The following is a 12,767-nucleotide window of genomic DNA, read 5'->3' on the forward strand; positions in this document are numbered from 1 at the left end:
TCTCGCCGACCGGGGCGGCGTTGACGTCGTCGATCGCGTACTTCTTGGCGGCCTCGGCCGGCACGGTGGCGTCGACCGCACCACTTCGGGCGAGCTGCCGCAGCGTGGCGACCACGATCGACTCGGCGTCGACGTGGAAGTGTCGCCGCAGCGCGTGCCGGGTGTCCGACATCCCGAAGCCGTCGGTGCCGAGCGACGTGTAGTCGCCGGGTACCCAACGGGCGATCAGGTCCGGTACGGCCCGCATCCAGTCGCTGACCGCGACCTTCGGCCCGTCCGCGTCGGCCAGCTTCTGCGCGATGTACGGCACCTTCGCCTCGGCGCCCGGGTTGAGCAGGTTGTACTCCTCGGCCTGCACCGCGTCGCGGCGCAGCTCGGTCCACGAGGTCACCGACCAGACGTCGGCAGCCACCCCCCAGTCCTGGGCGAGGAGCTGCTGGGCCTTGAGCGCCCACTGCATGCCCGTGCCGGAGGCGAGGACGTTGGCCTTCGGGCCGTCGACCTGCGGCGCGGGCGAGTAGCGGTAGATGCCCTTGAGCAGGCCCTCCACGTCCACGCCCTCGGGCTCGGCCGGCTGCAGGATCGGCTCGTTGTACACCGTCAGGTAGTAGAAGACGTTCTCCTGCGCGTCCCCGTACATCCGGTGCAGGCCGTTCTCCATGATGTGCGCGATCTCGAAGGAGAACGCCGGGTCGTACGCGACCACCGCCGGGTTGGTGGCGGCGATCAGCAGCGAGTGACCGTCCTCGTGCTGCAGACCCTCACCGTTGAGCGTGGTCCGCCCGGCGGTCGCGCCGAGCAGGAAGCCCCGGGCCATCTGGTCGGCCGCGGCCCACAGCCCGTCGGCGGTCCGCTGGAACCCGAACATCGAGTAGAAGATGTACATCGGGATCATCGGCTCGTCGTGGGTGGCGTACGCCGAGCCCGCGGCGGTGAACGAGGCGACCGAACCCGCCTCGTTGATGCCCTCGTGCAGGATCTGCCCGGTGGTCGACTCCTTGTAGGACAGGAACAGCTCCCGGTCGACGGAGGTGTACCGCTGACCGTGCGGGGAGTAGATCTTCGCGGTCGGGAAGATCGAGTCGAGACCGAAGGTGCGCGCCTCGTCCGGGATGATCGGCACCCAGCGCTTGCCGAACTCCTTGTCCTTCATGATGTCCTTGAGCAGGCGGACGAAGGCCATCGTGGTGGCCACCTTCTGCTTGCCCGAGCCGCGCTTGACGTCGGCGAACCGCTCCGGACCGGGGATGGTCAGCCGCTTGGTGCTGGTCCGCCGGGACGGCAGGTAGCCGCCGAGTTGCTCCCGGCGCTCCTTCAGGTACGCCAGCTCCTCGGACTTCTCACCCGGGTGGTAGTACGGCGGCAGGTAGGGGTTGTCCTCCAGCGCCTTGTCCGGGATGTCCAGGTAGAGCCGGTCGCGGAAGGTCTTCAGGTCCTCCAGCGTCAGCTTCTTCATCTGGTGGGTCGCGTTGCGGCCCTCGAAGTGCGAACCGAGCGTCCAGCCCTTGATCGTCTTCGCCAGGATGACCGTCGGCTGACCGGTGTGCTCGGTGGCCGCCTTGTAGGCCGCGTAGAGCTTGCGGTAGTCGTGCCCACCCCGCTTGAGGTTCCAGATCTCGTCGTCGCTCAGCGACTCGACCATCTTGCGGGTACGGGCGTCCCGCCCGAAGAAGTGCTCCCGCACGTACGCGCCGGACTCCGCCTTGTAGGTCTGGTAGTCGCCGTCGGTCGTGGTGTTCATGAGGTTGACCAGCGCGCCGTCGGTGTCGGCGGCGAGCAGCGGGTCCCACTCACGGCCCCAGACCACCTTGATGACGTTCCAGCCGGCGCCCCGGAAGAAGGCCTCCAGCTCCTGCATGACCTTGCCGTTGCCCCGGACCGGACCGTCCAGGCGCTGGAGGTTGCAGTTGATCACGAAGGTGAGGTTGTCCAGCTCCTCGCGGGCGGCCACGCCGATCGCGCCCAGCGTCTCCGGCTCGTCCATCTCACCGTCGCCGAGGAACGCCCACACGTGCTGCTGCGAGGTGTCCTTGATGCCGCGGTGCTGCAGGTACCGGTTGAACCGGGCCTGGTAGATCGCGTTCAGACCGCCGAGACCCATCGAGACGGTGGGAAACTCCCAGAAGTCCGGCATGAGCCGCGGGTGCGGGTACGACGGCAGCCCACCGCCAGGGTGCGACAGCTCCTGCCGGAACCCGTCGAGCTCGTGCTCGCTGAGCCGCCCCTCGAGGAACGCCCGCGCGTACATGCCCGGCGAGGCGTGGCCCTGGTAGAAGATCTGGTCGCCGCCGCCCGGGTGGTTCTTGCCCCGGAAGAAGTGGTTGAAGCCCACCTCGTAGAGCGACGCCGAGCTGGCGAAGGTGGAGATGTGTCCACCGACACCGATCTCCGGACGCTGCGCCCGGTGCACGAGCATCGCGGCGTTCCACCGCACGTACGCCCGGATGCGCCGCTCCACGTGCTCATCACCCGGGAACCACGGTTCGCGTTCCGGAGTGATGGTGTTGATGTAGTCGGTGGTGGTCAGGGGCGGAACCCCGACCTGGCGCTCACGGGCCCGCTCCAGCAGGCGCAGCATCACGTAGCGGGCGCGCTTGGCCCCCCGCTCGTCGATGACACCGTCAAGCGACTCGACCCATTCGCTGGTCTCTTCAGGGTCGATGTCCGGAAGCTGGCTCGGTAGGCCGTCGCTGATCACCGGGCGCTTGCGTTCCGTAGCCACAGGCGTTCCCTCGGTTGTGTGTGGGATAGGTCTCTAGCGCCATCCTGCCCCCTGGTGGCACCCGTCGTCACGTCTAGGTCCCCCGGACGCGATGCTGAACACAGATACCCGCCGGTAACTTAGCGCTACGGCCGCTCCCGTCGACCGGTTGCCCGGGCTCGCTACCGTCCGGAACATGAACGGGCGGCGGGTGGTGAGCGGCGGAATGATCCTTCTGGTGGGCGCGCTCGGGGCGCTGGTCTCCGCGCCGGTGTTGGTGGCCGGCGACACCGCCGCGCTGCCGATCACGATCCTCGGCGTCGCGGCGATGGCCTTCGGCGTGGTCCAGCTCCGCGGTGGGCTGCGCGCGCCCGCCCCCCGACGTGGGCCCCGTCGGGTGCCCGGTCCGCGTAGGCGGCACGCCGGCACCAGCGTCCCGTTGACGTACTACGGCGCGGGTGACTGGTCCGGCAGCGGCGACTCCGAGAGCGGCGACTCCGGTGGCGGCTTCTTCGGTGGTGGGGACTCCGGCGGCGGCCTCTTCGGCGGCGGCGACTCGGGTGGTGGCTTCTCCGGCGGTGGTGGGGACTCCGGTGGCGGTGGCGGCGGTTCCTGACCGCCGGCTGCGGCAGAATGCGACGTATGCGCAGTGACGTGATCACCGTCCAGACCGGGTCCCGGCCGGCCGTCCGGGACATCACCGCCGAGGCCCAGAGCTTCGTCTCCGGCGAGGGGGACGGTCTGCTGCACGTCTTCGTGCCGCACGCCACCGCCGGACTGGCGATCATCGAGACCGGGTCGGGCTCCGACGACGACCTGCTCACCGCCATCGACGCGCTGCTGCCCACCGACAACCGCTGGCGGCACCGGCACGGCTCGGCCGGCCACGGCCGGGACCACGTCCTGCCGGCCTTCGTGCCGCCGTACGCCACGCTGCCGGTGCTCGGCGGCCGGCTGGCCCTTGGCACCTGGCAGTCGATCTGCCTCGTCGACACCAACGGCGACAACCCGACCCGCCAGGTCCGCTTCTCGTTCCTGCCCGCCTGACGCCCCGCCCGCCCCCAAGATCGTGCTCGATCCTGGATCGAGTGGTGTCCCGCGGGGCGGGAGGCCACTACTTCCTGGTTCCAGCGCGATCATGGGGGAGCGGCGGGGCCTGTTCGCTGAGCTGGGCGATCGTCGTGGTGCGTACGATGTGGCGGTGGCGGGGGAGACGGCGGACGGGCAGGTGGACCGCGACGGGTTGGCCGCCGACGTGATGCGTCGGATGGCGCACCTGACGGCTTCCCTGCGGCATCGGCAGGGCACCGCCTTCGCCGACCTGGGGCTCACCCCGGCGGCGGCCCGGGCGCTGCACGAGCTGGACCCGGACCGTCCCCTGCCGGCACGGGACCTCGCCGAGCGGCTGAGCTGTGACCGCTCCAACGTGACCGCGTTGGTCGACAAGCTGGAGCAGGCCGGTCTGGTCGAGCGTCGGACCGACCCGGCCGACCGCCGGCAGAAGACGCTCGTGGTGACCGGGGACGGCCGCGTCGTACGGGACCGGGTGGCCGAGGTGATGTCCGACTCCCGACTCCTTGCCGGCCTGCGCGACGAGGAGCTGTCCACCCTGCGTGACCTGGTGTGGAAGGTGTCCGACGGCGGTTGTCCGGAGCCCTGCGACCCGCAGTGAGTCGACAGGCGCCGGCCGTGTCCCACTGGGCGACGGTGGCCCGCGTCGGTAATGCTGTCGGACGTGACCACCCCGCAAGATCTCGACGACCGGTTCCGGGAGACGCTGGCGGCGCTGCCCGCCGCACCCCAACGGCGTGACCTCGCCGAACCGGTCACCGACGACGCCCCGCTGACCGGCGCCCAACTGCTCGACCTGTTCGACGCCCAGGTGGCCAGCCGGCAGCTCGACCTGGCCGGGCGCTGGCTGCGCAGCTTCGGGGAGGGCTTCTACACCATCGGCTCGGCCGGGCACGAGGGCAACGCGGCGGTCGCCGCCGCGCTGCGCCCCACCGACCCGGCGCTGCTGCACTACCGTTCCGGGGCGTTCTACTGCGTGCGGGCGGCCCAGGCCGCCACCGCGGCTCCGGCGTCCGACGCCGACATCCCGGCGCTCGACGCCCCGCCGCCCGCCGCCGACGCCCCGGACCCGCGCGCCGAACCCGAGCCGGCCGGCTCCGAGCCGGCCTCCGACGCCGAGCCGGCCGGGTCCGCGACCCCCACCGGTGGGTTCGAGGTGTACGCCGAGGCGGCCCGGGACGTGCTGCGGGGGATGGTCGCGTCCAGCGAGGAGCCGATCGCCGGCGGCCGGCACAAGGTGTTCGGCCGGGCCGACCTGGCCGTCGTGCCGACCACCTCCACCATCGCCTCGCACCTGCCCCGCGCGGTCGGGATGGGGCTGGCCGTGGAGCGGCTGCGCCGGCTGGACACCGCCGGGCGGCGTACCGGGACGGGGGTGCGGGTCGGCAGCGGCGCCGGCGCGGCGCACGTCCCGTGGCCGCCGGACGCCATCGTGGTCTGCTCGTTCGGCGACGCGTCGGTCAACCACGCCAGCGCCACCGCCGCCTTCAACACCGCCGGCTGGTACGACCACGGCGGCCTGCGCATCCCGGTGCTCTTCGTCTGCGAGGACAACGGGCTGGGCATCAGCGTCCGGTCGCCGGAGGGCTGGGTGGAGGCGACGCTGCGCGCCAAGCCGGGCATCCGCTACTTCAGCGCGGACGGTGCCGACCCGGTGCGGGCGTACACGGTGGCGCAGGAGGCCGCCGCCTGGGTCCGCCGGTACCGGCGGCCGGCCGTGCTGCACCTGCGCACGGTCCGGCTGATGGGCCACGCCGGGGCGGACGCGGAGTCGGCGTACCGCAGCCCGGCCGAGCTGGCCGAGGACCTGGACCGGGACCCGCTGGTCGCCACCGCGCGGCTGCTCGTCGACGCGGGCGTGGCGACCGCCGACGAACTGCTGGCAAGGTACGACGAGACGGGCTGGCAGGTACGCCGGCTCGCCGAGGAGGTGCTGGGCGAGCCCAAGCTGGCCTCCGCGGCCGACGTGGTGTCGGCGCTGGCCCCCCGCCGCCCGGTGCGGGTGGCGCGGGCCGTGGCCGACGCGGCGGCCCGGGCCAGCGGGCCGGGCGCGGCGGCCCGGGAGGAGGCGTTCGGCGGCAAGCCGCCCGAGCTGGTCGGACCGATGACCCTGGCGCAGAGCATCAACGCGGCGCTCGCCGACGGGCTGCTCGATCACCCCCAGATGGCCGTCTTCGGCGAGGACGTGGCCGCCAAGGGCGGGGTGTACGGCGTGACGAAGGGCCTGCGCGACCGGTTCGGGCCGGCCCGCGTCTTCGACACCCTGCTCGACGAGACGTCGGTGCTCGGGTTGGGCCTCGGCGCCGGACTGGCCGGGATGCTGCCGGTGCCGGAGATCCAGTACCTGGCGTACCTGCACAACGCCGAGGACCAGCTCCGCGGCGAGGCCGCCACCATGCAGTTCTTCTCGCGGGGCGCGTTCCGCAACCCGATGGTGGTGCGGGTCGCCGGCCTGGCGTACCAGGAGGGGTTCGGCGGGCACTTCCACAACGACAACTCGGTGGCCGTACTCCGGGATGTTCCTGGTCTGGTGGTCGCGGTGCCGGCGCGGCCGGACGACGCCGCGCCCATGCTGCGGACCTGCCTGGCGAGCGCGGCGGTGGACGGCAGCGTGTGCGTGTTCCTGGAGCCGATCGCGCTCTACCACACCCGTGACCTGTACGCCGACGGCGACGGTGAGTGGTTGGCCGGCTATCCCGAGCCGGGCTCGTGGGTGGCCGGGCACGTGCCGATCGGCCGGGCCCGGGTCTATCGGGTCGGCTCGGCCGACGACCTGACGATCATCACCTTCGGTAACGGGGTACGGATGTCGCTGCGGGCCGCGGCCGTGCTCGCCGAGGAGGGCGTCGGCACCCGCGTGGTGGACCTGCGCTGGCTGGCGCCCCTGCCGGTGGCCGACATCATCCGGGAGTCCGCAGCGACCGGCCGGGTGCTGGTGGTGGACGAGACACGCCGGTCAGGCGGGGTCGGCGAGGGAGTTATCGCCGCCCTGGTCGACGGTGGATATGTGGGCGCAGCGCGGCGGGTGGCCGGAGTTGACTCGTTTGTACCATTAGGTCCGGCAGCGCGTCATGTTCTGGTCTCCCCGGAAGCCATTACCGACGGTGCCCGTACGCTGCTGGCACGGTAAATTCCGATCCACCCGGTGCGCCACTTGCGCGCAGACCCACAACTGTGTGGACTTTGCCTGACGGCGTCGGTCCGACGCCGCGAGCAGGGACGAGATGAGGAGGCACGCGACAGTGAGCGCGACCGCTGGTCAGGCCGCCGACGGGGTACGCAGCCTGGCGGACCGGTTCGGCATCGAACCGGGGATGGTCGTCATGGAGATGGGGTACGACGACGACGTCGACCAGGATCTCCGGGACGCCCTGACCGACCGCTGTGGAGATCTGGTCGACGAGGACACCGACGAGGTGGTCGACGCGGTGCTCGTGTGGTACCGCGACGGCGACGGTGACCTCTTCGAGCTGCTCGTCGACGCCCTCGGCCCGCTGGCCGACAACGGGGTCGTGTGGCTGCTCACCCCGAAGGCGGGGCGCGAGGGGCACGTCGAGCCGAGCGAGGTCGCGGAGTCCGCGCCCACCGCCGGCCTCCAGCAGACCTCGACCGTCAACGCCGGCCGGGACTGGAGCGGCGCCCGCCTGGTGCTGCGCCGAGGGGCCAAGGGCAAGAAGTAGCCCGCGCCGCTTCGTACGCCCGGCGGCCGCCCCCGCCGGGTGACAAGCTCGCCCCGCCACCCTGACGCGACCGAGGAGAGCCGCATGCCCATCGAGGTTGGCGCCGAAGCGCCGGACTTCGTGCTCAAGGACCAGAACAACCAGCAGGTCCGGCTCGCGGACTTCCGTGGCCGGCGCGCCGTGCTGCTGGTCTTCTACCCCCTCGCTTTCACCGGCACCTGCCAGGGCGAGCTGGCCGAGGTGCGGGACAACCTCCACGAGTACGCCAACGACGACGTCCAGGTGCTGACGGTCAGCGTCGACTCGGTCTACAGCCACAAGATCTGGGCCGACCGCGAGGGCTACCAGTTCCCGCTGCTGGCCGACTTCTGGCCGCACGGCGGCGTGGCCCAGGCGTACGGGGTCTTCAACGACGTGGCCGGCGTCGCCAACCGGGGCACCTTCGTCATCGACAAGGCCGGAGTGGTCCGCTTCGCCGAGATGAACAGCCCCGGCGAGGCCCGCGACCAGCAGGGCTGGCGCAAGGCCATCGCCGACGCGACGGCCCAATAGGGGTACGCGTGCGGTCGGGCCGGCGGCGAGCAGGTAGGCTTGCCAGCCACCGGCCCGCCGCACACGGGGCGATCCGGGGCGCGTAGCTCAGCGGGAGAGCACTCGCCTTACAAGCGAGGGGTCGCAGGTTCGAAACCTGCCGCGCCCACCACCAATCATCAGTCAGAACGCCCCGGGAGAGATCACTCCCCGGGGCGATGACAGCAACGGGTCTACGAGAGCGGCCCCGTCGAGCGCCTGACGCATCGCCTGAAGGTTGGCGTGCGAGTAGAGCTTGAGAGCGAGCTTCACGTCGGCGTGCCGGGCGATGGCCTGGGCGACGTCGGCGGAACGCCCAACTCCATCAGCAGGGACACGACGGTGTGTCGCAGGTCGTGCAGCCGGACGTCAGGGCGGCCGAGCTGCCGGCGATGTCGGATCTCAGGACCTCGGTCACAGATCGGTCTCAGGACGTCTGTGCCACCTTCGGCTAGACGATCATGTCCGCCAGGCGGCGTGCGAGAGGCGGCCTGCCGCAGAACGGGAGGGACCGAGGTGGGCGCGAAGACAGTGCATGGCCAACCATCGTCCGATGTCCGGGTGGCGCTGGCTCGACCGCGAAGCGTCGACACGTGTCGCGTTGTGCGGCCGAGACACTGGGGCCCGGTGGGCGTCGACGCCAACTGATCATGTCGTCCATCATCTGGAATCGAACTCTTACGGGTCAACCGGAGTCCGACAGCCGACTGCCGGCGTTGCCGGGTCTCAGGTCGCCGTGACAGATCAGTCCCGGGACTCGGGTGACAACCGTGGCTAGAAGTTGGCTGGGGCCTAACATTTCGTGGGTGCCCGGTCGCTGGAGCGTCCCACGTGCCGTGAACCGCCTTCATCGCGATGTCTTGGCGCCGATTGGCTTCGAGTGCCACGGCAACAGCTGCACACGAACGGACAACGGACTCCTCCGAGAGATGCGGTTCTACGCCCCTCGATGGGGCGACCCTGCCACGAAGGGGATCCAGGTGTTCCTCAGCGTACGGGTCATGGGCCTGCCGGAACCACTGGTCGAGTTTCGCCGCGAGGCGCTGTGGACTCACCTTGAGCCGATCCGCCAACTCAACGAGTACCCGCGTCCCGCGTCTGAGAGGCCGTTGCTGGCAGAGTTGGTAGACGACGTCGCCGGACCTGGCGTCGCCTTTCTGTGTCACGCCGCAGACCTCCACTCCTTCGGCAGGTGGGCGGTCGAGGTCCATGCCCAACAGGGGTCCTGGGGACCGTTCCGGCAGGTATACCCGGGCGGCACTGCGCCCTTGCAGGCGGCAGCGTTCGCGGCGGCGGCTGCAGGAGACGAGGCTCTCGCTCACCGCATCGCAGAAGCCGTGATGGCTCAAGAAGGGAACTCGCGCGAGCTACGCGACTTCCGCTCAGAGCTAGGAAGAGTCAACCGGCAGTAGGTACCCTGATGGCCGGGCGACAGGCAAGCCCGCGGCGGAGTGTCACGTAGGTCGTGAGACCGATGTGTTAGGCAGGTCCGGGACCGACAGCCGACTGCCGGGCGTGTCTAGTCCCACCACATGCTTGACGAATCCGCCCCAGCAAATGCACGACAGCATGCCTTGGTGCGCAGTCATTCTGGTTACATTCGGTGACGGTGCGTTGATAGCCAGTCGTGGTCGTACGTCTGTCTCTGCAGAGACTGATGCTGCGTCGTCTTGGTCGGCCGGGAGACTGAGCGGTATGGAAGCCATCTGGTCCACCTCAACGCCCTCGGTAGAGTCCTCCCCCGCTTGGGTCGAGTCGATGGGCGGTCCTTTGCTCGCGGTGCCGGTTTCGGTGTTGAGCGAGTGGGGTGGCTGCACGGCCGGCGGGACGATCGCGGGTACCGGGGACGCCCTGGATGACTACGACCGCGCCTGCGAGGTTGATGGCCTTGCAGGCGTGATCGCTATCGGTAGCAGCGGCCGGCAAGGACTTGTCTTGGCGGACGAACCCGCCAGTACCTGCTATCTGCCGGAGTGGCGGACGTTCGTCCGTTGGCTCGCCGCCGACTCCGAGGCTGAGCTGATCACCGTCGCGAAGTCCGTTCTCGACGACCCTGCCGTCGACTGGGCGCAATGTGGCATCTGGGAGACGGACGGACCGGCGGTGCTTATAGATTCCGTCACCTCTGGAACCGAGCTGACAGTTGCCTACCCCGGTGAAAAGACGATGCCCGACCAAGCCCCGATTCCGACACCAGCTGGCCGGTGGTCCGTCCGTGCCGTTCACACCCGGGCGAATGAGGAAGCTGCGGTAGGCCTGGTTCAACTCTTGCCCTTACGGCAGAACTGATCGATCGAGCTGATCCGCCGCGATGCGCGCCTTGCACGGACCGTGAAGGCTTCCGCGACACGTCTTAAGGATCATGTCAGGCATCAGGTGGGACGCGAATGTCAAGCGTCAGCCGTGCCGGGACAGTCGACTGCCGGCATTGCCGGACTGCCGGCAGCCGACTGCCGGCGATGTTGTGCAAAGTTTCTGTACGTCTTCAAGGCGGCCCTGAACGGGTCGCATGCGCCGCCGCCTGGGCGCGCGTCCGTCGCTCCGCTGGCGCTCCGACTCCGGCCACGCAACACGCCCGGCGGCTGGCGCGGAAGGGCGGAAGCCCAAGGAGCCGCCGCACAACGACAGCGGGCGCTGCTTGCGTGGTGATGAGCCGGCAGCCGGCCGGGCCGCGCGGTCACGGGCCCGCGCGGCGTAGAGAAGCGCACGCCGGCCGCGTCGGCGAGGTGGCGATCGGTGGCAGAGTTGCGGTTACTGCGCCTCCGGCGGGGGCGCTCGGGCTCCGAGATGGTTGCAGAGCCGTCGGCGGGTTGCGGTCCATGGGTGGTTGCGCGGGCCATCCCGCCAGCCGACGACCTGGGCAAGCCGAGCAGACCACCGCCCGGCCCGCCAGCGTCCGACCGTGGGTCAAGGCCGTCTTGACGTGGCGGGCCGGGCGGCGGCCCACTCCCCGTAGGGCGGGTCGACGGCAGACGGGATGGCGCAGCTGCCGCTAGTCGTGAGCGTGAGCTCGCTGAGCTCGCCAAAGAAAATACATGTCGCCGAGCTCGATTTGCTGTCGATCGTCAAAATACTTGAGCACTTGAGGCAAAGGAAGTGTCATTGCAGCCGTCGCGCCGGCGGCAGCTAGGAGCGGGAAGCCGGCCACCGTGCCCACAGCACTGGCAATCGCTCCGACCGCAATTCCGGTACCGATCTTTCGGGTCAACGACCTATTGCTTGCTTCTATGCGTCGTTCAATGTCGCGCATTGCCGGTCGCAATTTATCCCTCCAGACCGTCTCCGCGACAACAGCGGGCGAGTCGGAGGTGGATTTTTCGACACTAGTCGTGATTGCCTCCGTTAATACTTGACGGAAGCGTTCAAAATGGTCGTACTCGTGCTCGCGGAGACGGATAAGTTGGGCGGTGGGTAGTCCTTGCAGGACAGGGATGTTAAGGTTTAGCGCCACATCTGCCGGTGTCATCTTGGTTTGCTTGCGCGCCTGGTAGATGAAATCGGTCTGTGCTACGGACGCCAGCGGTGTTCCCAAGCGCTTCGCGACCGCCGTCTCTACAACGGCGAAGAAAAGACTTTCGCGGATTACGCCTGCCGCGACCTCTCTCTTCTTGGGGCGCGTCTTTTGCTGAAAGGTGTGAACAATTGAATCAGAAAATAATGGATGAGTAAGGACTACCCCCCACTGCTTGGAGCCCGAATGTCGTAGAGAAATCCCGCCATCGCGAGATATCTTCTCGGCAATTTCTTCAATCCGGCCGGGCTCTATCAGCTCACTTAGTCCAGCATCCTCGGCGTATTCTCTGAAGTGGTTCTGACAATAACAGGGAAGATTCTTGTCTACGAAGACTACATAGTTTGCGAGCCCGATTCTACGGATGTAGTTCATCACGCCCACGTCGTCAGCCACGGTGCTTAGGAATTCTGCCAAAGTGTATCGCGATGTCTTCCCTTCCAGATAACTTAGATAGGTCTTGGAGTCTGGCCCATGCATTGCGATATAGTCGAAGTAGTGCAGCATGAAGCCGATGTCATAATCAAAAATGTGCTTACGGCACAATAATGAATGGCAGACGTTTCGACCGACGTCAAGACCAGGGCCAGCTAACACTGAACCGACGAGCGGCACATCCCCGGCACCAGAGAGAGTGCTCTCTCTTGCCAATTGTGCTAATCGGGAAACTGCCTCCGGATGTGCAAGCCGCGCCTTCGCTGCGTCTTCGCTGGTCGCCTCATATTCGTCGATCCACGAATATAACCAGTGTTTGCCGCTCAGCGATGAGAGCATCGGACAACTCCTTGACGTTCTTGACGGCACCAAACCTGGGCGCAGGGCCAGTTTGCAGCCAGCGTAGCTGTATCAGTCAATGTCGCCCGGACCGTCGAGGCGAACGAGGTGCCGTACCTCGCTATGTGCCCGGCGAGTCGGTCGAGAAAAGACAGCAGAGTCCGGGCGAGAGTGATTCAAGCCTCGGCCTCACCGAACCACGTCTGATCCGGGCGGTCGGCCTCGGGTGGCATTCGAAGCCGGAGGTACTAGTCGCGTTGGTCCTCGTCGGCGGCCAGGCCGGATGCCTGCCATTGGTGGTCGTCGACAGGAGCGCGGTCGACAACTCAGGGGCACAGAAGGGCTCTAGCTGTAGTGCCCAGCAGCGTTGTTGACGCGGCTGACGGGTGGTTTGCCGCCGAGTGAGGTGTGGTTGCGGTGGTGGTTGTAGGTGTGCAGCCAGGTGGGTAGGGCGTCAGCG

The 12,767-nt window shown here is 68.6% G+C and carries 8 protein-coding genes, 1 tRNA gene and 2 pseudogenes; 8 read left to right on the forward strand and 3 right to left on the reverse strand.

The window, feature by feature from the left end:
- Window positions 1-2,722, reverse strand: a 2,722-nt coding sequence (aceE, locus tag AC3EN4_RS31560) for a pyruvate dehydrogenase (acetyl-transferring), homodimeric type (protein WP_435210177.1), incomplete at its 3' end; no start/stop codon positions are given.
- A gap of 175 nt (window positions 2,723-2,897) precedes the next feature.
- Between aceE and AC3EN4_RS31565 the strand changes: the two genes are divergently transcribed.
- From AC3EN4_RS31565 to AC3EN4_RS31600, 8 genes and pseudogenes are all read left to right on the forward strand, one after another.
- Complete coding sequence (locus AC3EN4_RS31565; protein ID WP_435210178.1) at window positions 2,898-3,317, forward strand: hypothetical protein; 420 nt, start codon at window positions 2,898-2,900, stop codon at window positions 3,315-3,317.
- 26 nt (window positions 3,318-3,343) lie between these two features.
- Window positions 3,344-3,748 carry a YjbQ family protein gene (locus AC3EN4_RS31570; RefSeq protein WP_421472513.1) on the forward strand — a complete coding sequence of 135 codons (405 nt, stop codon included), beginning with the start codon at window positions 3,344-3,346 and terminating at the stop codon, window positions 3,746-3,748.
- Between the two features lie 211 nt (window positions 3,749-3,959).
- A complete protein-coding gene (locus AC3EN4_RS31575) occupies window positions 3,960-4,373 on the forward strand; it encodes a MarR family winged helix-turn-helix transcriptional regulator (protein ID WP_422740785.1) in 414 nt (137 codons plus the stop codon).
- A gap of 558 nt (window positions 4,374-4,931) precedes the next feature.
- Window positions 4,932-6,902 (forward strand): annotated as a pseudogene (locus tag AC3EN4_RS31580) (thiamine pyrophosphate-dependent enzyme); the annotation flags it as partial.
- A gap of 112 nt (window positions 6,903-7,014) precedes the next feature.
- A complete protein-coding gene (locus tag AC3EN4_RS31585; protein WP_132237238.1) occupies window positions 7,015-7,452 on the forward strand; it encodes a DUF3052 domain-containing protein in 438 nt (145 codons plus the stop codon).
- An 84-nt stretch (window positions 7,453-7,536) separates the two neighbouring features.
- A complete protein-coding gene (locus AC3EN4_RS31590; protein WP_435210179.1) occupies window positions 7,537-8,004 on the forward strand; it encodes a peroxiredoxin in 468 nt (155 codons plus the stop codon).
- 76 nt (window positions 8,005-8,080) lie between these two features.
- Window positions 8,081-8,155: transfer RNA gene (locus tag AC3EN4_RS31595), tRNA-Val, on the forward strand.
- A gap of 1,562 nt (window positions 8,156-9,717) precedes the next feature.
- Complete coding sequence (locus tag AC3EN4_RS31600) at window positions 9,718-10,311, forward strand: Imm21 family immunity protein (RefSeq protein WP_435210181.1); 594 nt, start codon at window positions 9,718-9,720, stop codon at window positions 10,309-10,311.
- 703 nt (window positions 10,312-11,014) lie between these two features.
- Here the strand turns inward: AC3EN4_RS31600 and AC3EN4_RS31605 are convergent.
- Window positions 11,015-12,307 carry a hypothetical protein gene (locus AC3EN4_RS31605; RefSeq protein ID WP_435210183.1) on the reverse strand — a complete coding sequence of 431 codons (1,293 nt, stop codon included), beginning with the start codon at window positions 12,305-12,307 and terminating at the stop codon, window positions 11,015-11,017.
- Between the two features lie 345 nt (window positions 12,308-12,652).
- A pseudogene (locus tag AC3EN4_RS31610) lies at window positions 12,653-12,767 on the reverse strand (IS481 family transposase); the annotation flags it as partial.

The organism is Micromonospora sp. bgisy143 (assembly GCF_057708145.1).